A 23,702-nucleotide genomic window follows, 5' to 3' on the forward strand; every position below is an offset into this window, starting at 1 on the left:
AATGGAGAATGGAACGTAACCTTGAACAAAGGTTGAAATTATGCATAACCGTTTTTTTGACGCTCTTATTGAAGTTCATTCTTCTAAGAGTGTTTCTGTTTAATGGGGTCGCATGGGGAAAGGTCCTTACGGATGCATTATCCCTGCTAGCTCTGATTAGCCTTCTGGAGCTGTTACTGCCGGTTAAAGGCAAAAAAGCCGTGTATGCGGCCCTGAATGTCGTCTTATCCTTTATCATGTTTGCTTCTGCTGTCTATAATGTTCATTTTGGATCCATACCAACGTATACTGCGCTGGCAGGTATCGGACAAGTTAATCAGGTGAGAGCCAGTATTACGGCTTTGCTGGAGCCTGAGCACTTTCTGTTCTTCCTGGATTTGCTTGTTCTATTGGTCGTATGGGCAACTCGAAGTATTCGTTCGCGTTCCCGAAGTGGATGGCACTTCGGTGAGGGTCGATCGCAATATTCCTTAACTTTCTCACGCAGGTTTGGCATGAAATGGCGTGTATCCATGGTCGTTGTCCTGCTCGTTTCAGGTACTCTCAGCGTACTCATTATTCGGAAAGATTGGGGGATTGAGAACGAAATTGTACGGGCAGAACAAATGGGATTCATGAATTACCAGGTGTCTGCGGTGGTTCGCAACTCCCAGGAGAATCGTGCACTGGCAGAAGGGAATCTGCAAGACACCATCCTGCGGTCTCAGCAGCTGATGGCCACCTATCCTTATATAAAGGAAGCAAAAGATAAACCGTCTAATTTCGGAGCTGCAAAAGGAAAAAATCTGATCATCGTTCAAATGGAATCGTTGCAGAACTTTCCGGTTGGCCAATCCTTGAACGGCCAGGAGCTTACTCCAGTAATGAACAAGCTTGCGAGTGAGGGGCTGTACTTTCCGCATATCTTCCAGCAGATCGGGCAAGGCAATACATCGGATGCCGAATTTGCGGTAAATACGTCAATTTATCCTACAGGTACAGTTGCCATGTCTACCGGCTTTGGGAGCAAGGAGCTGCCGGGTCTGCCACGGCTCTTGAATAACCATGGTTATGTTACGAGCACTTTCCATGTAAATGATGTGAAGTTTTGGGATCGTAATAAAATGTACCCGGCGCTTGATTTTCAGCATATTTATGATAAACCGTATTTTAAGAATGACAACTTTAACGAGTTCGGACCTTCGGATGAGGAGCTGTTCCGAGTTGGCGTAGAGAAATTGCTGGAGAATCAGAAGCAGCACCAATTAACTTACGCCCACTACATTACCGTCTCCAATCATTCTCCTTATCGCGTAAAGGATGAATTTGCGAAGATTACCCTGCCTTCCGAGCTGGAAGGCACTCATCTGGGAAATTACCTGAAGTCGGTAAACTACTCCGATTATGCTCTGGGGACTTTGGTAGATCGTCTTAAGCAGAATGGACTGTGGGATGATACGGTTCTGGTTGTGTATGGAGATCATTTCGGCATTAACCCAGCGGAGGCAGATGCGAAACTGATCTCATCCACCTTGGGTATTCCTTACCATGAACGGGTCAGTCGATTTAACATTCCGCTGATCATACATGTTCCCGATATGGAGAAAGGGAAGGTCATTCAGCAGGTGGGAGGACAGGTTGATATTCTGCCAACCGTCGCGAACTTGCTGGGGATCTCGCTAGATGAGGAGGGCTTTAATGCATTTGGTCATGATTTGTTGAATGTAGACCATAACGTGATCGGCATGAGATACTATTTACCGACAGGCTCTTTCTTCAATAATGATATTCTGTTCGTGCCAGGGGATGGATTTGAAGATGGAACGGCGGTCTCGTTACAAACGCTGGAGCCGGTAACGGATATCACTCCGTACCGAAGCGATTATGACTATATCCTTCAATTAATGAAGCTGTCTGATGAATATGTGAAAATGCTGCCTAAGCGGGCTCCTTGATAACTCGCTAAGGAAGGGGACCGAAGATCATTGCTTAACAACCAGGCCTGATGCCACGGTCTCCTTGATTCATTGGGCAATTCCGTTAAAATGGTTGCGAATGGTCTGCTACTCCGAGATCAAGCTTTGGTGATGGCTATGATCTTGCAGCCAGAATTTTTGGTGTTGACATTCTTTTCTGCTCCACATACTATATACCCGTAGGGGTAAAAAGCTTTGATTTCGAAGATGTATTAGACTATATTATGGGGGAATGCTTCGTGCTAATCGCGTTGGCCGTTGTCATGATTAGTATACTCGGTCTATATTATCGAAGATATGTGCCGATATCCGGACTGCGTTTCATGAAGTGCAGTGATCTTCGACTGGCCCTCAAGAAATGTCCGGATCTGAAGATGCTTGATGTAAGGGATGTGTCTGAATATATGGCCAATCCAAGGAAAGAGACCATTAACATCTCCCTTGGCAGATTGTCTTATGTTTGGGAAAAAGAGCTAGACCCCGATGATGCGGTAGTCATCGTAACTCCAAAACGTTCGGATGGAATCTTGGCTGCACGCAAGCTGAAAAAAGCTGGCTTCACATCACTGTTTTATTTACAAGAGGATTGCACAACGTGTAATTCCTCGAAACATGCGTCATTTTAATATAATCTTAGTCTGACCGGCAGATGTTAGCCGGTCAGTTTTTTTTAGCGGAACGAGATTTGACATTGATAATCGTTATCATTTAGAATGGAGGTAGTTGGTAGTTCATTATTTAGGCCGATATCACTAAGGAGAGTGTTTATTGAATATGTTAATTGAAACAAAGACGATCATTGTCAAAGCGGGCACGTCGAACCTGGTTGTAGAACGCTTCAGTAAACCGGGACCGATTGAAGAAATTGAAGGATTCATCGATCTGAATGTGCTTGTAAAGCAAGCAAAGCGTACAGATGAAACAGAAGAAGTTGTCGTTATGATTCGCTGGGAGTCCAAGGAAGCATGGAAGCGTTGGGAAACCAGTCCTGCGCATATCCAGGGACATCGTGAGAAGCGCGGCAAGCCACAGCCAGAACATATCGTTAGTTCCAGCCATGGTATGTATGAAGTGATGGCTTCCAAAGGACCAAGACCTGTTCAGCAGGCATAATATATATTCTATGTATTTACGATGAAGCGGCTAATAGCCGCTTCTTTTTTATGAGTTCCTGCGATTCGAAATTGTGTCGGTTAAAACAGCAGATTTTAGGGGACGATAAATTGGTAAACATGTTGCTCCACTACGAGCAAGTCCACCTTCTGTTGGGAGGAAGCCACTGATGTATCATATATACAGCCATAATGATCTGGATGGTGTCAGCTGCGGTATCATTGCTAAATATGCCTTTGGTGAAGGGACGGATGTGCGTTATAACTCCGTTCATGGGTTGAATCAACAAGTTGCCAGATATCTAAAGCGGGCTTCCTTGCAGGAACATCCCTATGATGTTCTGTTCATTACGGATTTGTCTGTTGATTCCGAAATGGAGAAAGCATTAAATGTGTTTGTTGATGAGGGTGGTCAGGTGCAGCTAATCGATCACCATAAGACGGCTCTTCATCTGAATGACACCAGTTGGGGAATCGTGGAGGTCACGCATCGCGATGGCCGCTTGGCATCGGCTACCTCGCTTTTTTATGAATATTTAATTGAACATGGCCATTTATACAGGAGTGAAACGCTAGATCAATTCGTGGAGCTGGTTCGGCTCTATGATACCTGGGAATGGGAAGAGGAACAAAAGATTCAGGCCAAGCGTTTGAATGATTTGTTCTATATGTTGTCCATCGATGAATTCGAGGCCAAGATGATGCAGCGTCTTCGGGAATCAGGTGGCTTTTTCTTTGATGAATTCGAAGAGAAAATTCTGGATATGGAAGAGAATAAAATCGAGCGTTATATTAGGCGAAAGCAGCATGAGTTGGTTCAAACTTTTGTGGATGAGCATTGTGTAGGCATTGTATACGCTGAGTCCTATCATTCGGAACTTGCAAGCGAGCTGGGGACTACCTATCCTCACCTCGATTATATAGCCATACTGAACATGGGTGGCAGGAAGATGAGCCTTCGTACGATCCACGATAAGGTGGATGTCTCTGAAGTGGCTGCACGCTATGGCGGGGGCGGTCATGCGAAAGCAGCAGGGTGCACGATAACCGAGAAAGTGTATCCGTTATTCGCAGCTGATCCATTTGAGCTTGAACCGATCCGGTTTGATGCTCAGCGAAATCGGTTCAACCTCAAAGGTACTGAAACGGGCGTTTTATATGAAAGCTTAGGTGATGATCTGCTATTTGTTTATGCTAATGCAGGAGAATGGGTAGTTGAATGGAACGGCGAGCCTTTACCTTTTCGATTTCATTCATTCGAGGAGGCGGAGCGGCATATGAAAAGGCAGTATGGCGCTTGGTTGTCGCGTGATGATGTGTTTGTATCCATGTTAAAGGAACAATGGATGCGAAACCGAACCCATGGTGGTCTTGGCCTTCTTCCTGATCTGGAAGAAGAGAAATTAATGGAAGATCTATAGACTTTTTAACTGGGATCTGAGAAGAATTGAGGAATAAACCGTGAAGAAAACGTTGGCCGGTTGGGCTTTAGCCCTTCTAACTGCAGGTATTCTGGCATGGACTCATGCTCAGAATCATTCGGAACCTTCCATTGCTAAGGCGGCTCACAGTCAAGGGCTGATTAAGAATGTTCCTGTGCCTTGGTCTGCTACCAAAAATACCATTCGGCTCAATACGTCTGACCCTGTAGATGCAGCCGTGCTGACATCTAAGACATTATGGCAGTCTACAAGTGACCATAGCCGCCCGCAATCGGTGATTCTTGTGGATCCAGCAGATTGGTCCATAGCCGCCGTTAGTACCAAACTTACACAGCTTAGCGAGGGACCTTTACTGTTTGTGAATCATGACCGGATTCCGAAGGAGACTTTGGAAGAACTGCGGCGGTTAAAGCCCAGAGGAGTCGAAAATAACAAGGGGATTGAGATCATTACGGTTGGGCCGATCTCGGAGAAGGTACTACAGGAGTTGGATGAACTCAACTACAAGGTGGAACATATAGCTGTTAAGGAAGCTGCGAAAGCCGCGGCCGTAATTGATCAATATGCAGCCAAAGTAACCGGGAAGTTATCGGAGGCGGTCATAGTCGGCACGATGGAGCATCCCGATTACACACTGCCAGCGGTGAGCTGGATTGTCCATCAACCGGAAACGCTGCTGTATGTCAGCGAGAAGGATGTGCCCGAAGAGACAATCCAAGCGCTTGAGAAGCGTCAAGGAGACGCTCACATCTATGTCATAGGTCCCTACAAGGCAGTGTCTCGGTCAGTGGAACAGAAACTGCAAAAGTACGGAAAAGTGACAAGAATATCCGGTAGCAATCCCGTTGAGAATGCCATTCATTTTGCTAAGTTCAAGGACGCCGGGACAGGCTTTGGCTGGGGGATACAGAGGGCCGGTTACAGTTTCTCTATCACAACCTCAGAGTCACCTGTATTGTCGATCGCAGCTGCTTCCCTATCCCATATGGGAAGACATGCACCTCTTCTGTATACCGAACGAAACGGGGTGTCACATCCGGTCGTGAAGTATATTGAATCGATTCAACAACCTTCCACGGAGCCGACGATGGAGACCTTAAATAATCATGCCTGGATTATCGGCGATGAACATAACCTGACGACCAAGCTTCAAAGTGAACTCGATGAGATCCTGGATACAAAGGCTGGGCATGGGCAGTATGAACGATAGCTATCCATCATGTGATGCCAAATGCCAAAAAAAAAAGCCTCCTTCTCATGAAGGAGGCTTCTGCATCTGGATGAAGAATTCTACTTAAAGTTCTTCATCCAGTGATGCTATATGCATGGAATGTTACTTAATTACGAGTACCAGCCCCATACGAAGATGAACAGCGTACCGAAGATGGTCACCAGTCCTACGAACAGCGCGTAGGCGATGTTGATGTAAATGGACTTCTTGTTATCACTTTCTCCGACGTGCATGAACAGCATAAGCTGAACAGATGCCTGCAGGATCGCGGTAACAAACAGGATAGCCATTTTCGAAGCTGCCGGCATATCCAGCAGAACGACGAGTGCTACAGCTGAAAGGACGAGAGAGGAGATATAACCCGCTACATGCTTAATTGGAAACAGCTGTTTTATCATGTCACATCAGTCCTTTCAGATATACAAAGCTGAAAATGAAGATCCACACAACGTCCAGGAAGTGCCAGTAAAGCGAGAAGATGAAGGACTTGTTAGCTGTGGAATGATCGAGTCCATGCTTTTTAATTTGAATCAGAATAGCAGTTCCCCACAGAAGACCAAAGGTAACGTGAGCCCCGTGAGTGCCGAGCAATGTAAACAAGCTGGATGAGAAGGCGCTGGTTGAGAGCGTTACTCCTTCATGCACATAGGTGAAGAATTCGAAGATTTCGATCCCAAGGAATCCTGCACCCAGCAGCAAGGTGATGATCATAAACATCATCATTTGCTTTTTCAAGCCCAGCCGCATCGCATGAACAGCCAAACCGATCGTGAAGCTACTTGTTAAGAGCAAGAATGTTTCTAGCAGAACAGGTGTTATTTCAAAAATTTCTGCTCCGCTCGGTCCGCTGGCAAAGCGGTTAGCGAGAACGATATAGACTGTAAACAAGGTGGCAAAGAGCGCAATTTCAGCTCCAAGGAACAGCCAGAATCCGAAAATTCGATTACGGTTTTCTTCTGTACCATATTCCAGCGGCTGAGTGGCATCTATTTTCATACCGTATCACCCCGCAGTTTCTGTTCAGTTTGCACAATCTCTTCAACCGGAATGTAATAGCCATTATTACGGTCAAAGGACATGGTTGCCATGATAATCAGGACCGCAATACCGGCAATGATGGATGGAATCCACCAGCTGAATACCAGGAAGAAGCCAAGGAAGAAGAAGGCGATACCCAAAATAAACGGTTTTCCAGTGTTGCTAGGCATATGAATCTTGGTGATTTTCTCATCCGACAACGGTTCGTTGTTCTTCTTGGAGAACCAGTATGCATCGCGTCCCTTAACTTTTGGTGTAACGGCAAAGTTGTAAACAGGGACCGGGCTTGGTGTAGACCATTCGAGTGCGCGTGCATCCCATGGATCACCTGTTTTGTCGCGCGGCTCGTAACGTGTACTCCAGTAGATGTTGTATACCAAGATAATAAATCCGATTGCGAGTCCAATCGCGCCGACCATCGACAGCATATTCAGCGGACCAAAGCCGGTCTCAGCCGAGTAGGTGTAAGTACGGCGGGTCATCCCTTTCAATCCCAGGAAGAACAGCGGGAAGAAAGTCACGTTGAACGATATGGCAATGAACCAGAAAGCAAGTTTACCGAGCTTCTCATTCAGACGGAAGCCGAATACTTTAGGGAACCAGTAATGGAAACCTGCAATAACGGCGAATACGGCGCCTGGAATGAGCACATAGTGGAAGTGGGCAACCAGGAACATGGTGTTATGATACTGATAGTCCGCACTTGCCATCGCCAGCATAACGCCTGTTACGCCACCGATCGTAAAGATCGGAATAAATGCGAGCGAGTAGAGCATTGGTGTTGTGAAGCTTATTCGGCCTTTACGCAGCGTAAAGAGCCAGTTAAATATTTTGATCCCGGTCGGAACAGCGATGGCCATCGTCGTAATCGAGAAGAAGCCGTTAACCATAGCGCCTTGACCCATCGTATAGAAGTGGTGGGCCCAAACCAGGAAGGAAAGTCCCGAGATAATCACCATACTAAGTACCATGGAGGAATATCCGTACAGGTTCTTTCTGGAGAAGGTCGAAATAATCTCACTAAAGATACCAAACGCAGGCAAGATAACGATATATACCTCAGGGTGACCCCATACCCAGAACAAGTTGGCCCAGAGCATATCCATACCGCCATTGGCCATCGTGAAGAATTGGGAGCCAAAAACGCGGTCGAACAGCATAAGCAGGAGTGCAATTGTAAGTACAGGGAAAGCAAAGATAATGATGACACATGTAATCAATACAGCCCATGTAAACATTGGCATACGCATCAGGGTCATGCCAGGAGCACGCATTTTCATAATGGTGACGATAAAGTTAAGGCCCGTCAACAGTGTACCAATCCCTGAAATCTGAAGTGCCAGTGAATAATAGTTGTTACCAACGGTTGGACTGAACTCAATACTTGCGAGCGGGAAATATGCGGTCCAACCAGCATCCGGCGATCCTCCGATAACGAAGGAAATGTTAAACAGCATCGCGCCAGCAAAGAACAGCCAAAAGCTGATCGCATTCAGTTTAGGGAAAGCAACATCCCGTGCACCGATCTGGAGCGGAATAACGACGTTCATAAGTCCAAAGATGAACGGCATAGCCATAAATAGTATCATAATAACGCCATGCGTTGTAAATACTTCGTTGTAATGCTGACCGTCCAGAAACTTCATATCTGGAGCGGCGGTTTGCGCACGCATCATGATGGCGTCAACGCCACCGCGGAAGAGCATGATCAATGCACAGAGGATGTACATGACACCAATTCTTTTGTGATCCACGGTTGTGAGCCATTCCCGCCACAGATATCCCCACTTCTTGTAATAGGTCAAACCGAAGAGGATTGCGAGAGAGGCGAGTACGATGCTCACCATGGCACCATAAATTAACGGCTCACCGGTAACGAAAAATTCGTCCCATTTCATAAAGGCCTAGCTCCTTTCTGGATGTGTGAAGGATATCGGATTAAGCACGCTTGACTCGCCGATTTAATGTCCTTCATGTTGATGATTTGAACTTTCATCTAAAGACGAATCTGGATCTGGTTTGTTAGGATCAACGTTCGGTACGTTGTCAAACTCGGATTCTTCTGTAGTAGCAGGATCCGGATGTAGTTCATTATGGTCCATACCCTCCATATTGCCATTGGCATCTCCACCATGATGGTGGCCTTCGGCTGGTGGAGGACTGAACTCCAAGTGATTGCTCGAGAAGGTCATTCGTCCAACATGCTCTGTTTTGAGCAGCTTATTGAACTCATCTTCCTTCAGTTCAGGCGCAGTTTCTTTTACATCCTTAACCCACTTATCATACTCCGTTGGAGTCATGGCAAGTGTTTCAAACTCCATATGCGCGAATCCTTCACCACTGAAGTTCGCATTGCGGCCCAGCATAGAGCCTGGTTCCTCGGCAACCATGTTGAGCTTCGTGAGCATGTCGCTCATCGCGTATTTCTGACCATGAAGCTGCGGAATCCAGAAGCTTGTGATCGGACCGAAAGAGTAGAGTCTAAATTCAATCGGACGATTGGTTGGAATGTTGACGTAGTTTACCGTTTCGATGCCTTCTTCAGGATAGCTGAAGTGCCACTTCCAGTTGGAAGAAGAAGCGTAAATAACCAAAGGCTTCTGGTCCTCATAGCCTGCAGGCACCTTCTCAACAGCCACCGTCGTTTTCACGGTAACAACCGAGAGGACGACAACGATCAGAATCGGGATGGCAGTCCATAGGATTTCCAGCCATTTATTGCCCTCTTCATGCGGTGGCTCATAGCCTTCGTTCGATTTTTTGGCTCGATATTTGGTGAGTATCACAATATAGAGCGTGTAAACCACGGCTAAAATTCCGACCATCACTAATATGGAAAAAATGATTGTATCGGATAGGGTTCTAGCAGCAGGTCCTTTCGGATTTAACACAGTGAGCGAGCTGCATCCCGATAAGAGCAAGGTGAAGCTTAATAACATTGCAAATAACGGCCCTCTTTTGTTCATGATGTACCCCTTTCCTTGAAACGGCTTCATTCGAATCATGTTTTACTGACATATATATAGTAGGAATTTCCGATCCCCTTTGCAAAACACATAAATTAGAATCAATTACATATAAATCCATATTCGTGTCAAAACATGTACTATTGTGTGTTCAATTTGTTACAGAAGGGACGGCGTGTGAGCGAAATCATTGTAGTGGCGCGATTTTCGGGCAGTTCATACTTTGTTCAAACTTTCACGAGAGTTACTGGTTTCGTCACAAATTTGGGCTGTTTTTGACGGGGCATCACCCTCCATTTTCCAGACAAATTCCTTTATTTATAAGGACTTAGACGAATATGTAAATTTTTTCACAAGAATAAAAGGAGTTGATAAATGATGTGCTCCACCAAAATCACATTCGGTTGAATTTGTTTCTGAAATTGAGATTATCAAAAAAAGGTATTTTAAAATGCATAGGAAAAACTATAAGACGCGGTATAAAAGGAAAAAGACGACTTGGCATTCGATAGGTGAATGGTTATCAATTCCTGTATTCTGGTGGGTAAGCAGGTTGCTAAGAGTGAGGAGCATTGCATGCATTTTAGGGAGGTTCATACAGGTTATTGTACTGAATTTTTCCCGCTATGCCATTTATCACACTGCTTGGCCCATAGGTAGGTTCCGTGATCTCGTGTAGATCAACAATGGCGAATATATTAGACATCCGGTATAAAGTTACTCGTGAATCTGTCAGAAAAAAGCCCATATCGGCATCCAGAATTTTGCTGTGATATTGGGGTTTGGAATCATATGACTCTTTCACCCCCTGTTCAATAATATATGAAATACCTTCGGTAGGGACTCTCCCAGGGATCAATGATCTAGGGAAAGCCTTTCTTTACCAAGTTGGAGACGGATAAGCTCCGCAAGCCGGATAAGCCCGCTCTTCAGCTGATCGTATGAGGCATAAGCATAGGATAAGCGCAGGTGCTGCTGGTCGTTGCGGTCATATATATTTCCGGGATTAAGCAAAATATTTTCCTTGAGCGCCTGTTCAAATAAAGGACGAATGGAGAGGGGGTTATTGATGCAAAGCCAAATATAAAATCCACCTTGCGGGATATTCCAACATGCGATGTCACTGAAGTATTGGTCCAGTATAGAGAGAGTGAAATCTCGGCGTTTCAACAACTCTGCCCGGATATGATTGAGATGATTCTCATATAATCCGCTTGAGAGCCATTCGGCGACAGCATGTTGGGAGAGGGAGCTGGAGCCGTAATCGGTTTGCATTTTGATATCGGACAATCGATCAATGACCGGCTCAGGGCCAACGATCCATCCGAGGCGGAGCCCGGGTCCAAGTGTCTTGGACATGCTTCCCATATAGAGCACAAGTCCTTGTTTATCCAGTGCTTTCAGAGGGGGAGGAGCGGGCGTATCAAACCATATATCCCCGTACACATCATCCTCGATAACAGGGAGCCTTTCCTGTGCACAAACCCGAAGTAACTCTGCTCGTCTATCTGAAGACATGAGCGTGCCGGTAGGGTTATGGAAGGAAGGAATCGTGTAAAGCAAGGCAGCACTGTGCTGACGCTTAAGTCTGTCAATATCATCCAATTTAATTCCTTGATCATCCATCGGAATGCCGTGCAAATACATACCGGCAGATTGAAACACATGGATGGAGTTTAGATAAGAGGGATTCTCTACCAAAATGGAAGAGCCTTGCTCCAGAAGTCCCAGCGAGATCAATTGTAAGCCTTGCAGCCCGCCAGAGACGATCAGAATGGAGGAGGGGGAGGCTATAATCCCCTTCTTGTTCAGATGCTCACTGATGATTTCCCTTAAATATAGGCTGCCTTTCGGTTCCGAGTAGCCCAAAGTGAAATGGCTGGCCATATTGCCGCTAAACGCCTTCCGCATTTGGTCGGTCGGCAGAAGATCTGGCGAAAGCTCGCCTGTTCCGAGACGGATCATGTTCGAATCGGTTTCTGCACGATTGATTAGCTGGATCATATGGATATTAGGTTGATATGAGCCTGAATTCACATAGTGATTCCAATCAGGCGGGGGCGTGGCAGCGAGCAAACTCCAGGTGTTATTAATGACAAGAGTCCCTTGTCCCACGCGGGATTCAATTAATCCATCTGCGACGAGCTCCCCGAGCGCATATACAATGGTACTGCGGTTAACTTGAAACTTGGCAGCTAGATCTCGCTGCGTAGGAATCCGGATGCCGACAGGCCATTCACCATTCATGATTTTGCGTTTGATATATTCATAAATTTGTCGATGCAGCGGTATATCGGAGGAGGATTTATTTAACTTCCAATCTTCAGTCATAGGTATCAATTATCCTGCTTTCATGTAGTGTTATGCCTCAGTATAACGTATTGGTTGGGTTCCGTGCCAACCAATTGGTTGGAGACGCAGCTGATTTCCTCCTGTACAATGATGAAAAAATTCACTGGAGGTATGGTTACATATGTTAGGCGTCATCGTTCATGGTTTCATTCTAGCTTTAGGTCTTATTCTTCCTTTAGGTGTGCAGAACATATTTGTATTTAATCAGGGAGCGATACAAACCCGCTTTATCAAGGCGCTGCCTGTCATCATTACCGCATCGTTATGTGATACGCTGCTGATTTCCTTAGCAGTTATGGGGGTATCCGTTGTCGTACTTGAATACGAATGGTTTCGGTCCGTGCTGTTTGTATTGGGAATTTGTTTCCTGGTCTATATGGGGTTGGTGACCTGGAAGAGTATACCTTCAGGTCAAGCACAAGAAAAAGCTCGCTTATTTACCCAAAAGAAGCAAATCGTATTTGCCATGTCTGTATCCTTGTTAAACCCTCATGCTGTCCTGGATACGATAGGTGTCATTGGTACAAGCTCACTGCATTATTCAGGCTCAGAGAAAGCCGTATTTGCAGCTGTTTGCATCGCTGTCTCGTGGTTGTGGTTCTTGGGCCTGGGCATCGCCGGACGGGCTGCCGGAAGGATGGATCCATCAGGGAGATTGTTATCCGTGTTGAACCGTATATCGGCGCTGATTATGTGGGGAACAGCCGGATACCTGGGGTGGAGCTTGACGCTATCATAGTTAAAACGATTTAGTTGTGAATTTTTAATTATAGATGATTAATCTCTTTGTCAGCACTTTTTCCAACCTATATAATGAACCTAATTCAAAAGAGGGTATGAGGAGGGGGAGACATGGAATATAGATTGGTAAAGTCTGATCGCACTATGTTCTCAAAATATTTTGCTACCTATTATAAGAACAATTGGTTTAGACCAAGCTGGGATGATTTAACCAAGGTTCTTTCAAATTCGGATGATGGTTATTGGGTTTTTGCGGGTGACGATAAAGCAGCTGGAGTTTATTTGCCTGACCTTTCCATCGGACTTGTATTTGGCATATCCCCTTATTCGATTACGACAGAGCTGATCCATTTCTTGAAGAGACATGCCTTTACAACTTGGAATTTGACGAAGGAACTGCATGCATATAATGTTCTGGATGAGCAAGAGAGCGCTTATCGCGATGCTGGTTTTGTATGGGTTGGATCAAGACAATGCATGCTTCGGCCTACCGAGCAGCTGGAAACATCGATAAATATCAATTATGTAGACAGAAGACCTGCCATAGAAGATATGTCTAGAATTGCAGAGGTGTTTAGCAAAGCATATGCCAATGGTCCGGATGAGAGAGAAGAAGGGGTTTATGCAGACGATTTGGTCCGATATTTTGACCATGTGCCCGAGAAGCTGCTGAAAGCATCTAGTGTAATATGCGATCGAACGACGGAAGAAGTCGCGGGTGTGTGTTTGATTTCTATTTGGGAGGGCTTACCGCTCGTTTACAGTATAGCCGTGCTACAGCAACATAGAGGAAAAGGGCTGGCAATCGCAATGCTGGAGAAAGCCTTAACGGTCTTGGAACTTGAATACCCTGTGCTCCGTCTCTTTGTTACAAGGGGGAATCAAGCGGAGCTGCTCTATAGGAAGAAAGGTTTTCTCTCAGGTGGGGAATATCATCATTATAAATATACCATCGAGTAAGAAATGTAGGGTAATGGTCATGGGAGCAAGATAAACTGGAGATGGTACCCTTATTCAACCATTTTTAGTAGGAGGTCAAGCCAGTGAACATATCGATCGGCGGCTATTCTTTTTATAATACGTTTCTTGAAGGGAAAATGGATGTATTCGGTTATTTGGAGACAGTTAAGTACCGATATCGGATGGACGCGGTTGATTTGTGGAACGGCTTTTTCATTGATCGGAGCGATATCGTCTATAAGCTCGCGGATAAAAGCTACATTCGGAAAATCAGAGAGGCTCTGGATGAGAAGGAGATGAGGGTAGTCAACTTCGCCGTCGACGGGGCGCATTTATGGGATCCTGACCCGGATGTTAGGCAGAGACTGTATGAGAATGCGCTGGTTCATCTTGATGCTGCTGAAATATTGGGGGCGGAAACCGTGCGGATTGATACTGGGGGCAGCTACCAGGAATCGGAATCGATGTCGGATGAACAATACGAGTATACGGTCAAACGTTATCGTGAATATGCTGAACGTGCAGCGGATCGGGGCTATACTGTAGGTCCAGAAAATCATATGGGCGCTTCCTTGCTGCCACGGGAAATGAAGCGAATTGCGGAGGAAGTTCATCACCCAGCGTTTGGTTTCCTGCTTCATCTTGGCAGGTGGAAAGCCGATGAGTCCGAAGGGGATGAAATGGTTGCCCCTTGGACGGTTCATACGCATTTTGATGCAAAAACCGCGGTTCTTCCCGAAGCGGAGGAGAAGGTGCGCAGCCTCCTTGCGGGCGGATATAAAGGGTATTGGGGCGTCGAATACAATGCACCAGGCAACCAATATATCGAGATGGAGTGGATCATCGGAGCGGTAAAAAGGATTGTAAGCAGTGCAAGCCAAGCCCGAAAGAAATGATTGGTCAGCAGGCTCTCCCTTTCCACCTTCGTAAGTTTGCTAGACCAGAAAAAGGGAAAGCTGCATTTCGCCCGCTTGGCAGTTATATAGTTCATAGTTTTTAGAAAAGAGAGCCGATTCTAGCAGAATCGGCTCTCTTATCTATGATTACAGTCAGCAACTTATCTATCCTGCGGAATAAGAACGTTCCCTTTAACTACTTAGCTTTAACTGGTCATCTTGAACTGGCTGTTATACAGCTCATAATAGAAGCCGCGTTTAGCCAGCAGTTCCTCATGTGTACCACGTTCGGCAATTCTGCCTTGGTTCATGACCAGGATCTGATCAGCTTCGCGAATGGTACTCAGACGATGAGCGATGACGAAGCTGGTACGGCCTTGCATCAAGGTCCGCATCGCGGTCTGAATATGCATTTCTGTCCGCGTATCGATGCTGCTTGTCGCTTCGTCCAGGATGAGGATAACCGGATCGGCCAGCACCGCCCGGGCTATCGTCAAAAGCTGCCGCTGCCCCTGGCTAAGATTGCCTCCACCTGATAGTAGCTCCGTATTATAGCCTTCAGGCAGCTTCATGATGAAGTCATGTGCATTGGCTAGTTTGGCAGCAGCTTCAATCTCCTCGTCCGAGGCATCAAGCCGGCCGTAGCGAATGTTCTCCCGAATCGATGCGGAGAATACGTAGGCATCCTGAAGGACAATACCGAGCTTACTTCGCAGGTAGTCTTTGTCCAGCAGACGGATATCGTTACCGTCTATCGTGATTTTGCCAGCATCGATTTCATAGAAACGGGTGAGGAGATTGATGATTGTAGTTTTGCCTGCACCTGTCGGGCCTACAAGCGCAATGGTTTCACCCGGCCTGGCAGTGAGTGAGACATCCTCAAGAATAGGCATACCTTCTTTATAACTGAAGCTGACATGGTCAAATCGAACTTCGCCAAACATATCATCAGCATGCTGTTCTTCAGGCTTGTCTTGATATTCGGATTCGGTATCGATGACTTCAAAGACCCGTTCAGCTCCGGCTACGGCGGATTGCACAAGGTTAAACTGATTCGCCAAATCGTTCAGTGGCCGTTGGAACTGCTTCGAATAATTCAGAAAGGCCACGACGATGCCCACGGTGGTGTGGCCTGAGAAGGCCATGTAACCGCCAACTGCTGCAATCAAGGCGAAGCTTACGTTATTCAGGACGTTCATAACTGGACCGACGGTTCCTGAATAGATCTGGGCTTGAATGCTGGCATCTGTCAGCTTCTTATTCATCTGGTCGAACTCCGCAGCGGCGTGCCGCTCTCGACGATATACCTGAACAACCTTCTGACCCGAAACGGTTTCCTCAATGAAACCATTAAGTTCACCCAGCGTGCTCTGCTGCTTCGCAAAGTGCTTTCTTGTCCGGCTGGCAACCGTCTTCGTGAACAGCATAACGAGCGGAATGGTGACCATGCTCAAGAGTGTGAGCCATATATTCAGATACAGCATGATGGCAAGCGATCCAACCAGAGCCAGTACGCTTGAGATTAACTGAGTCACACTTTGATTCAGCGTCCCGGAGATGTTCTCGATGTCATTGGTTGTCCGGCTCATTAATTCTCCATGCGTCCTGCTATCAAAGAAACGAAGAGGCAGGACCTGAAGTCTTCCGAAAATATCTCTCCGCATCGCCCGAATGGACTGCTGAGACACGTTAACCATCACATGCTGCTGCAGCCATGCAGAGAGAGCCGTACCGGCATAAACGGCAAGAAGAACGGCACATAGTCCAATGAGTCCTTTGAAATCACCCGGTATGATGTAACGGTCCACAGCTGTCCCCAGCAAATAGGGAGCGATCAGGGATAGTATGGTTGTCATAAGCGTGAAAATGAAAACAGCAATCATTCCGCCCTTAAACGGACGAATATAACTCCAGATCCGGCGTATCGTACCCATCGTATTCTTCGGCTTGGCTTTCGCCATGGTCATTCCGCGTACGGGACTGCCGCCTCGCAAGCTAAGATCCGGAGCTGCTGTATTGCCATGTTGAGATTGTTGATCCGATTTAGCCATGGGAAGCTACCTCCTTGCCGAATTGCGATTGATAAATATCCTGATACAAATCACATGAAGCAAGCAGTTCGTTGTGCGTTCCTTGAGCAACTAGTTTCCCATCATCCAGAACTAATATGAGATCGGCATCCATCACGGACGAAATGCGCTGGGCAATCATGAGGCAGGTGCGTCCTATCATCAGCTTGGCCAACTCTTTCTGCAGCCTCGATTCTGTTCCCATATCGATGGCGCTCATGCTGTCATCAAGAATAAGAATCGAGGGGCGCAGCAATAAGGCTCTTGCGATGGATATCCTCTGCTTCTGTCCGCCGGAGAGATTGACACCGCGCTGTCCAAGCATGGTATCGTAACCTTCCGGCATGGATGAAATAAACTCATGCGCTTGCGCAGCCTTAGCCGCAGCAATGACGTCTTCATCATCAGCATCCGGCTTTCCGTAGCGGATGTTATCGCGGATGGAGCCTGAGAAGAGAATGGACTCCTGCAGGACGATGCCAATTCGCTCACGTAATGCGGACAAGTCCATATGCCGCACATCGGTTCCATCGATGAATATCCGCCCGGATGTTACATCGTATAAACGGGGGAGCAGGGATACCAGTGAGGTTTTTCCAGAACCGGTGGCTCCCATAATCGCAACAGTCTGCCCCGGCCGTACCTTGAAACTGACATCTTGCAATACAGGCTTCTGTATCTTGGGATCATAGGAGAAGGTCACGTGGTCATATAAGATTTCTCCTTGCTTGTACGAATTCATGGTCGGATTGGCTTCGTTCACGATTTCGGATTCCATATGCATGACTTCCTGGATACGATCAGCAGACACCTTGGCTGTCGAGATTCGCACCAGCATCATTGCGACAGAAGAAACAGAGAACAGCACCTGCGTAACATAGTTAATGAAAGCTACCAGTCGTCCGACCTCAAATGAACCATCGATGGCATTTTTTCCACCAAGCCACAGGACAATTACGATGCTGATATTCAGGATCATCGTCAGGATAGGCATATTGAGGGCGACGATGCGCTGAGTCTTCACCGAAACCTGCGTAAAGTCCGAATTGGCATGATGGAACCGGTCCTTCTCATAACCGGCCCGCACGAATGCTTTGGAAACCCGGATGCCTGCAAAGTTCTCCTTCAGCACCGTATTCACTTTATCAAGCTTCTTCTGAACGGTGGCGAACAAGGGCAGGGTAGCCCGGATCAGGAAAAACATCACAATAAACAACAGCGGAACGGCAACAGCCAGAATGATGGCCAGCTTGGGGCTGATAATGACCGCCATGATGATGCTGCCAATCGCCAGAAACGGAGAACGCACGAAGATGCGGAGCAGCATCTGCACCATCGTCTGCAGCTGGACGATATCGTTGGTTAATCTTGTGATGAGTGATCCGGTAGATATTTCATCGAGATTGCGGAACGATAGAGTTTGTACTTTGCGAAATAAATCCCGGCGCAGATATCGGCGCCAAAACGCTGCGAAGCAATCGAAGAATAGATTGTACACCCCACACCTCCGACAAGCCCGACGGCAGCTGCCCCCAGCATGAACAGACCGGTCCTTAGAATGTGTGAAGTATCGTTTTGCATGACGCCTTGGTCAATAATGCTTGCCATGAGCATGGGCTGCAGCAGGTCCATGGCAACCTCCAGCAGCATAAGCAAGGGTGCAAGCAGGGCCGCGGCCCAATGTGGACGTAAGTAACGAAATAGTTTGAGCAAAGATACTGGCACCTTCTTTATTCTTTTTGTCTAAATAACAAGGTAAGCCATCCGCTTCAATCTTGTCAAAGGGAAAAGGGACAGGCACACTTATCTCTCTTAAGAAAAAATTTAACTTTTCTCTACTTTTCCTTAAACTCTATTCATTATTCTGGAGAGACCAAGCTAGAGGGAGTTGTTTATGTTGAAAAAGGGTTTAATCATACTCGTTATATTTATATTGGTCGGATGCGATTCCATTTTGACGGACAGGCCTAACGAGAATGATAGAGTGGACATTAGAGATGGACAAAAATTAAAAGTGGGTACAGACACGCAATCGAATCAGCCATCAGGAACCATTACGATACATGTAACAGATGAACAAGTGACACGTGGAAATTTGGTGCTGGTTAATAAGAATCACCCGCTTGATCCGGAAGCGGTACCGGAGGATATCGTAACATTGTTTGAGAATCGAGACTTAATGCATGGTTATGTCGTTCTGGACAATACAATCCGGTTATCACACAGTGTGGCGGAACATTTCCGTAATATGATTGGAGCCGCAGGAGAAGACGGAGTCAATCACTTCATGATCAGCAGCGGATATCGCGATGAAGATGAGCAAGAACAGCTATATCGAGAAAAAGGTTCCGATTACGCCCTACCTCCAGGCTACAGCGAACATAATCTCGGGCTTTCGATGGATATCGGTTCGACGCAGCAGTCGATTGATCGATCGCCCGAAGGGAAGTGGCTGAAGGAGCATGCATGGGCGTACGGATTCATTCTGCGTTATCCTCAAGACAAGACAAAGATTACAGGTATTCAGTATGAACCGTGGCATTTTCGTTATGTTGGTCAGCCGCACAGCATGATTATGAAGGAACTGAATCTTACATTGGAAGAATATCTTGATTATCTGAAGGATAGATCCAGCTATAGAACGACCGTTGAGGGGAATGAATATGAGGTGAAATATGTTCCTGTTACGTCCAAAGATATGGAGATTGAGATACCGGCAGAAAGCGAGTATGAGATATCGGGAAACAATATGGACGGAATTATTGTGACGGTACAGTTAAACAGGGTTGAAACGAAATGAAATTATCGTATAAATGGTTCCTTGTCATACCATGTCTTGTTTATCTTTATATCTTGCTCAAGGTGATTTTGTTTAAGTTCGGTTCCGTAGATCTATCATTTCTGTGGGAGCAGCTGAATCGAGCGATTGAGAACCCGCAACGTATGCAGAACCGATTGCAGCTGGCTAATTTGACGCCCTTTGAATCCATTCGTATGAATTTGAAGAACCTTTCGAGTCCGCATGATGTGATTAATCTCTTTGGCAATATCGCCATATTCATGCCCACCGGTATATTCGTAGGTCTTTTGTTCAGGAGCAAGCTCCTCGGGTTCATTGGCACTTGTGTGATATCCTTCGCGTTAAGCTTGGGGCTGGAGTGCTCACAGCTCGTGTTCACCATGGGAACTTTCGACGTGGATGATCTCATTCTTAATACGATGGGCGGCGTCCTTGGGTATTTGGTGTTCCTTATACTTAGAGGACTCTATACAGCAGTTTCGTCTATCGGACCTGTAAGAACAGGAGAGCATGAGACGGGGAGCAGCTCTAAACCGCAGCATATGCGGCATGAAAAATAAAAGAAACCCGGCCCCCAGGCCGGGTTTCTTTATCAAGCTAAATTAGTTGGTTTTGTAACGCTTCTACCCATTGTCTATGAAGCTCTTCCTTAGTCAGGTGAAAGATGCCGTGATAATCATCCAGATTTCGGATGAATTGATTTAATCGACCTAGCCCATATTCCTTGGTTATATACTCTATGATCAGATATGAAAATTGAAATCCTGTCTTGCCAAATTCCCAGGAATGGTCGTTAAGTTCCTCGAAGCTGGGAATAGTCCCATTACGGATCGCTTCGGAAGTGGTGCTTCGAATGAAATCTCTGGACATTTGCTGAGCTTCGTAACCTCCGATCCCCTGGCGGATCCATTTAGGAGTGAGTGGATTAATGTCACTAATCAACCACATCGTATACAAGTGCAGCGTGGACCTTAGGATCGATTGATACGTATGTTCGGGCCCCGGGTTCAAGGGCGAGACGATTTTTAAGATGTTGTTATCGAATGTGCCCATGAACCAATCAGGTGCATCTACTTCTCCTACTGCTTGATGAAACGTTGGCAGATCGGGATATATTTCAATAACAATCTTGCTTGAAGGCTGATGTTTATATTTCGCTGTGATCTGTTCTACATTATTCTTAAGTTCTTGAAAGAGGTCCTCATGTACCTTGCTCTGGCGATGACTGCCTTCACTTTTGCTTTCAATGGATATCAAATCGAGAATCGACATCATGGTGATGTCCCCCCATTCTTTTAATTCTTTTTTTAACTTTTCCAAAGCACGGTATAAACGGTTTTTAACCGCACTTTCACGCATGCCCACGATCTTGGATATTTCGGATAGAGTACAATCCACGAAAAATCGCAGGGATATAATCTGCTGATCAAGCTCACTTAGCTGCTTAAGTGCCGCGCCAATATCAATTCGAATATCAACATATCTGGCAAAATCAAGGGAGATCGACTGTGATTCATAGCTTGTAAAGTCATAAGGCATCTCATGTTTTCGTGATATGCTTCGATATTCATTTTTTACAGTGTTCTGGGCTATTTTGAAGATCCAAGTGAACAGACTGGAGTTTCGATTAAACTTATCGAGATTCTCCATTACCTTTATGAACACTTGTTGTGTTAAGTCATCTGCAGCCATCGGATTTACTTTCAATGCGAGATAATGGCGAATCCTCAGGCGGTATTCTTCATACACATCTTCAAATATGTGCTTGGTTCCCTGATTATCCGGATAAACAGGGAGATTGTCATGAGCTCGTGACATGGATAAGAACCTCCTCTTGACCTTACAACTCATTAGACACCGGAAGAAGGTAAAAAGCCACATTCGACTGTAAAAAAAATTCTAAAGCAAACTATTGTGTTAATGTACTGTGCTGCCAGAGCTAGGTTATCGAAGCAATTTATATGAAATCTCTGGTAAAGGCACAGGATAAAAAGGCGTAATTGCATATGATGTCATCATCAAGAGCATGGGAAGCGAGGTGATCCTATAATGGCTTCAAATCGCGCAAGGAAGTCCAGAACTGCTTCCAAGACCAGAGCCCCGCAGCAATGGGTGGGTCAACCGGTCGTAGTCGTTCTCAAGGATGGCAGCTGCTACTTTGGAGAACTGACTCAGATTCAAGACCGTGAGGTGATGATATCGGGCCTTCTCGCCAACAAAAAAATGCCCACTTCAGTTGCTTGCAGCGGAGATAAAGCGCAAATATCCGGCTTTTTAAGCGGTTTGTTTGGGGGGCCACCCCGTGCACCAGTAGCAGAAGGTGCTGCGGAAGGGGGAGCGGCTGGCCGTCCAAGCGCCTTTGGTTTTTTTGGGCAAATCGTACCTCATATCAAACTTGGGATGGACGTAATTAAAACCATTATGCCGCTAATGGCGATGTTTAAAATATAATCACGGTATTACTTGCTTGTATGATAAAGAAGCTTGAACGGTTCATTCAAGCTTCTTTTTTTATATGAGACATGACCAAGGCATACCCATTCTCACGAATTGGCAATGGCACGCTGTATAATCGATTTAGCTTCCAATGCAATGACTTCTTCTTTGTCATTGATGGCCTGCATGAGTATTAACATGGGGATGTATACAGCGATCATCTGCGCCAGTATCTGGGTCTCTTCGTCTACTTCCCCATAAATCTCATAGAATGCATGCCTTGATGCCGGGGGCAAGAAGCTGTACGCGATACTCAGGTCACAGGCAGGATGCCCAATGTTAACGTCACCCCAATCAATGATTCCCGTGAGCTTGCCGGTATCGTCGACCAGCATGTTTTTAAAGTGGAGATCTCCATGGATAAGGACATGTTGAGGCTTCACCCGATCCAGGGTGATGCCATGCAGATATTCTGCGATTTCATTCAATTCCTCTTGAGTAATAAAGAGGGTAAGATGATCTAGAAAACTCAGCATTTTATCTTTGCGTTCAGCGAGATCTGTCAGATTGCGCTGATCAAACAGTACCCCCTCCTGCTGCGCCGTTGTTACTGGAAATGCGTGCAGGTTCTTCAGGAAGCGAGCGAGCGTTACTGTCGATTGCTTCCGAGCTTTATCCGATATGCCAATCGGAAACTTTCCTGATAGATAGGTATATCCGAGAAAGGGAAATGGATACTCTTCGCTCCCTTCTCCGAAGAAGAGAGGCTTAGAATAAGGAATCGTTATGTAGTTTTCAAGCTTAGGGAGAATTCTCGCTTCGGTTCTTAATAAAGAAACGGCTATTTGTCTTCTGGGAAAACGAAACACGTAATCATCGCCGATACGAAAGACGGAATTGTCCCATCCGTTCCCAATTTCTTGGATCGGGAGGGAGGATAATTGCGGAAATTGGTGGTGAATCAATTGCTGGACTAATGGCTTAGTAATCTCCCAATCCGCATCCCATAGTTGACGGCCCATATCAGGTTTCAACTCCTTAAGCTAAAATATTTGTTGGATGAAGTGGAACACTTATCAAGTCTATAGCTTCGCTCCGTACACAGCAAGTGAAACAATAAGTATAACCGTGTATTGCTGATGAATTTGAATATTAAATCATAGTGATTCCTTTCACATAAACATTATTGTATAGTAGATAGGAAGGACAAAAGTCACTTTGGACAGCTACAAGACAATAAATCGACGAAATGAAGGGATTAGAGTGCCATATTTACGTTTTAAGGGATTTCCAGAAGTCTTTCTTGAAGAACTAACGCCAAAGGTTGTTGAGGAATTCGCGGGGATTGTGCAAATCCCGAAGGAAATTGTGAAAATCGAAGGGCTTCCTTATCAGATCATTACAAATACGCCATTATCTGTGGAAATTCTTATGTTCCAAAGATCTCAGGAAATTCATGATGCGATCGCAGCCAGCATTCACGACATTCTGTCGGAACACGGGTATCGGAACGTACATATTTTCTTCGTGATTCTTCAGCGGAATCTTTATTATAAAGAAGGCAGGCCTTTAGAATAATAAAATGAAACAAATTAGAACAAGGGTGCATAAAGAGGCATCCTTGTTCTTTTAGGTGCGCCCGGCATGGGCGATAACTTGGCGGTGAAAGTCCGCTACAGGCTTGGCAGTAGGAACTGTTAGCCA

Annotated in this window: 20 protein-coding genes and 1 pseudogene; 12 read left to right on the plus strand and 9 right to left on the minus strand. The window is 45.9% G+C overall.

All coding sequences use genetic code 11. The features are described 5' to 3' along the window. The first annotated feature begins 8 nt into the window (after positions 1-8). The 5 genes from AM231_RS07405 to AM231_RS07425 all read left to right on the plus strand — a co-directional run bounded on the left by AM231_RS07405 (position 9) and on the right by AM231_RS07425 (position 5,719). Positions 9-1,934, plus strand: a complete 1,926-nt coding sequence (locus AM231_RS07405; RefSeq protein ID WP_054402035.1) for an LTA synthase family protein — start codon at positions 9-11, stop codon at positions 1,932-1,934. Positions 1,935-2,194: 260 nt separating this feature from the next. Next, positions 2,195-2,581, plus strand: coding sequence for a rhodanese-like domain-containing protein (locus AM231_RS07410; RefSeq protein WP_053493741.1), 387 nt, complete (start codon positions 2,195-2,197; stop codon positions 2,579-2,581). A 148-nt stretch (positions 2,582-2,729) separates the two neighbouring features. Further along, entirely contained in the window at positions 2,730-3,068 is a 339-nt protein-coding gene (locus AM231_RS07415; protein WP_053494272.1) for an antibiotic biosynthesis monooxygenase, read from the plus strand. Between the two features lie 169 nt (positions 3,069-3,237). Next, positions 3,238-4,488, plus strand: coding sequence for a DHH family phosphoesterase (locus AM231_RS07420; RefSeq protein WP_054402036.1), 1,251 nt, complete (start codon positions 3,238-3,240; stop codon positions 4,486-4,488). 40 nt (positions 4,489-4,528) lie between these two features. After that, positions 4,529-5,719 carry a hypothetical protein gene (locus tag AM231_RS07425; RefSeq protein ID WP_054402037.1) on the plus strand — a complete coding sequence of 397 codons (1,191 nt, stop codon included), beginning with the start codon at positions 4,529-4,531 and terminating at the stop codon, positions 5,717-5,719. 131 nt (positions 5,720-5,850) lie between these two features. Here the strand turns inward: AM231_RS07425 and qoxD are convergent, their stop codons facing one another. From qoxD to pdxR, 5 genes are all read right to left on the minus strand, one after another. Continuing rightward, entirely contained in the window at positions 5,851-6,138 is a 288-nt protein-coding gene (gene qoxD, locus AM231_RS07430) for a cytochrome aa3 quinol oxidase subunit IV (protein WP_053493738.1), read from the minus strand. Between the two features lies 1 nt (position 6,139). Further along, a complete protein-coding gene (gene qoxC, locus AM231_RS07435) occupies positions 6,140-6,736 on the minus strand; it encodes a cytochrome aa3 quinol oxidase subunit III (protein ID WP_054402039.1) in 597 nt (198 codons plus the stop codon). Next, positions 6,733-8,676, minus strand: a complete 1,944-nt coding sequence (gene qoxB, locus AM231_RS07440) for a cytochrome aa3 quinol oxidase subunit I (protein ID WP_053493736.1) — start codon at positions 8,674-8,676, stop codon at positions 6,733-6,735. Before qoxB ends, qoxC begins: the two co-directional genes overlap by 4 nt. Before the next feature lie 63 nt (positions 8,677-8,739). Next, positions 8,740-9,744 carry a cytochrome aa3 quinol oxidase subunit II gene (gene qoxA, locus AM231_RS07445; RefSeq protein WP_054403555.1) on the minus strand — a complete coding sequence of 335 codons (1,005 nt, stop codon included), beginning with the start codon at positions 9,742-9,744 and terminating at the stop codon, positions 8,740-8,742. An 855-nt stretch (positions 9,745-10,599) separates the two neighbouring features. Then, the gene (gene pdxR, locus AM231_RS07455) at positions 10,600-12,075 is read right to left on the minus strand and encodes a MocR-like pyridoxine biosynthesis transcription factor PdxR (RefSeq protein WP_054402044.1); all 1,476 of its coding nucleotides are present in this window, start codon (positions 12,073-12,075) and stop codon (positions 10,600-10,602) included. 142 nt (positions 12,076-12,217) lie between these two features. Here pdxR and AM231_RS07460 point away from each other — a divergent pair, with 142 nt between their 5' ends. From AM231_RS07460 to AM231_RS07470, 3 genes are all read left to right on the plus strand, one after another. Next, positions 12,218-12,835 carry a LysE/ArgO family amino acid transporter gene (locus AM231_RS07460; protein ID WP_054402045.1) on the plus strand — a complete coding sequence of 206 codons (618 nt, stop codon included), beginning with the start codon at positions 12,218-12,220 and terminating at the stop codon, positions 12,833-12,835. Positions 12,836-12,948: 113 nt separating this feature from the next. Continuing rightward, positions 12,949-13,797, plus strand: a complete 849-nt coding sequence (locus tag AM231_RS07465) for a GNAT family N-acetyltransferase (RefSeq protein WP_054402047.1) — start codon at positions 12,949-12,951, stop codon at positions 13,795-13,797. A gap of 83 nt (positions 13,798-13,880) precedes the next feature. Beyond that, positions 13,881-14,693, plus strand: a complete 813-nt coding sequence (locus AM231_RS07470; RefSeq protein ID WP_054402049.1) for a sugar phosphate isomerase/epimerase family protein — start codon at positions 13,881-13,883, stop codon at positions 14,691-14,693. Between the two features lie 206 nt (positions 14,694-14,899). On the opposite strand, the gene AM231_RS07475 is transcribed toward AM231_RS07470, so the two are convergent. Both AM231_RS07475 and AM231_RS07480 read right to left on the minus strand, forming a co-directional pair. Next, on the minus strand, positions 14,900-16,744 hold the full coding sequence (locus tag AM231_RS07475; RefSeq protein WP_054402050.1) for an ABC transporter ATP-binding protein: 1,845 nt from the start codon (positions 16,742-16,744) through the stop codon (positions 14,900-14,902). Further along, positions 16,737-18,475 (minus strand): annotated as a pseudogene (locus tag AM231_RS07480) (ABC transporter ATP-binding protein). The gene AM231_RS07475 and the pseudogene AM231_RS07480 overlap by 8 nt, the downstream one beginning before the upstream one ends. A 181-nt stretch (positions 18,476-18,656) precedes the next feature. On the opposite strand from AM231_RS07480, the gene AM231_RS07485 reads away from it, so the two are divergent. Further along, a complete protein-coding gene (locus AM231_RS07485) occupies positions 18,657-19,562 on the plus strand; it encodes a M15 family metallopeptidase (RefSeq protein ID WP_054402054.1) in 906 nt (301 codons plus the stop codon). Next, positions 19,559-20,122, plus strand: coding sequence for a VanZ family protein (locus tag AM231_RS07490; RefSeq protein WP_054402056.1), 564 nt, complete (start codon positions 19,559-19,561; stop codon positions 20,120-20,122). The genes AM231_RS07485 and AM231_RS07490 overlap by 4 nt, the downstream gene beginning before the upstream one ends. 37 nt (positions 20,123-20,159) lie before the next feature. Here the strand turns inward: AM231_RS07490 and AM231_RS07495 are convergent, their stop codons facing one another. Continuing rightward, on the minus strand, positions 20,160-21,380 hold the full coding sequence (locus tag AM231_RS07495) for an RNA polymerase sigma factor (protein WP_054402057.1): 1,221 nt from the start codon (positions 21,378-21,380) through the stop codon (positions 20,160-20,162). A gap of 231 nt (positions 21,381-21,611) precedes the next feature. On the opposite strand from AM231_RS07495, the gene AM231_RS07500 reads away from it, so the two are divergent. Continuing rightward, positions 21,612-22,013, plus strand: a complete 402-nt coding sequence (locus AM231_RS07500) for a hypothetical protein (protein WP_054402058.1) — start codon at positions 21,612-21,614, stop codon at positions 22,011-22,013. 92 nt (positions 22,014-22,105) lie between these two features. Here the strand turns inward: AM231_RS07500 and AM231_RS07505 are convergent, their stop codons facing one another. Further along, entirely contained in the window at positions 22,106-23,020 is a 915-nt protein-coding gene (locus AM231_RS07505; RefSeq protein ID WP_054402060.1) for an aminoglycoside phosphotransferase family protein, read from the minus strand. A 241-nt stretch (positions 23,021-23,261) separates the two neighbouring features. Here AM231_RS07505 and AM231_RS07510 point away from each other — a divergent pair, with 241 nt between their 5' ends. Then, on the plus strand, positions 23,262-23,576 hold the full coding sequence (locus AM231_RS07510) for a DUF1904 family protein (RefSeq protein WP_054402062.1): 315 nt from the start codon (positions 23,262-23,264) through the stop codon (positions 23,574-23,576). The last annotated feature ends 126 nt before the right edge of the window (positions 23,577-23,702 follow it).

It is taken from the genome of Paenibacillus solani, assembly GCF_001277345.1.
Lineage (GTDB): Bacteria > Bacillota > Bacilli > Paenibacillales > Paenibacillaceae > Paenibacillus_AQ > Paenibacillus_AQ solani.

Bases quoted from the DNA above. Each gene is read 5' to 3' on its own strand.
- AM231_RS07405 (WP_054402035.1), top strand. From the start codon at position 9: ATGGAACGTAACCTTGAACAAAGGTTGAAATTATGCATAACCGTTTTT.
- AM231_RS07415 (WP_053494272.1), top strand. From the start codon at position 2,730: ATGTTAATTGAAACAAAGACGATCATTGTCAAAGCGGGCACGTCGAAC.
- AM231_RS07420 (WP_054402036.1), top strand. From the start codon at position 3,238: ATGTATCATATATACAGCCATAATGATCTGGATGGTGTCAGCTGCGGT.
- qoxD (WP_053493738.1), bottom strand. From the start codon at position 6,138: ATGATAAAACAGCTGTTTCCAATTAAGCATGTAGCGGGTTATATCTCC.
- qoxC (WP_054402039.1), bottom strand. From the start codon at position 6,736: ATGAAAATAGATGCCACTCAGCCGCTGGAATATGGTACAGAAGAAAAC.
- qoxB (WP_053493736.1), bottom strand. From the start codon at position 8,676: ATGAAATGGGACGAATTTTTCGTTACCGGTGAGCCGTTAATTTATGGT.
- qoxA (WP_054403555.1), bottom strand. From the start codon at position 9,744: ATGAACAAAAGAGGGCCGTTATTTGCAATGTTATTAAGCTTCACCTTG.
- pdxR (WP_054402044.1), bottom strand. From the start codon at position 12,075: ATGACTGAAGATTGGAAGTTAAATAAATCCTCCTCCGATATACCGCTG.
- AM231_RS07460 (WP_054402045.1), top strand. From the start codon at position 12,218: ATGTTAGGCGTCATCGTTCATGGTTTCATTCTAGCTTTAGGTCTTATT.
- AM231_RS07465 (WP_054402047.1), top strand. From the start codon at position 12,949: ATGGAATATAGATTGGTAAAGTCTGATCGCACTATGTTCTCAAAATAT.
- AM231_RS07475 (WP_054402050.1), bottom strand. From the start codon at position 16,744: ATGGCTAAATCGGATCAACAATCTCAACATGGCAATACAGCAGCTCCG.
- AM231_RS07485 (WP_054402054.1), top strand. From the start codon at position 18,657: ATGTTGAAAAAGGGTTTAATCATACTCGTTATATTTATATTGGTCGGA.
- AM231_RS07490 (WP_054402056.1), top strand. From the start codon at position 19,559: ATGAAATTATCGTATAAATGGTTCCTTGTCATACCATGTCTTGTTTAT.
- AM231_RS07495 (WP_054402057.1), bottom strand. From the start codon at position 21,380: ATGTCACGAGCTCATGACAATCTCCCTGTTTATCCGGATAATCAGGGA.
- AM231_RS07500 (WP_054402058.1), top strand. From the start codon at position 21,612: ATGGCTTCAAATCGCGCAAGGAAGTCCAGAACTGCTTCCAAGACCAGA.
- AM231_RS07505 (WP_054402060.1), bottom strand. From the start codon at position 23,020: ATGGGCCGTCAACTATGGGATGCGGATTGGGAGATTACTAAGCCATTA.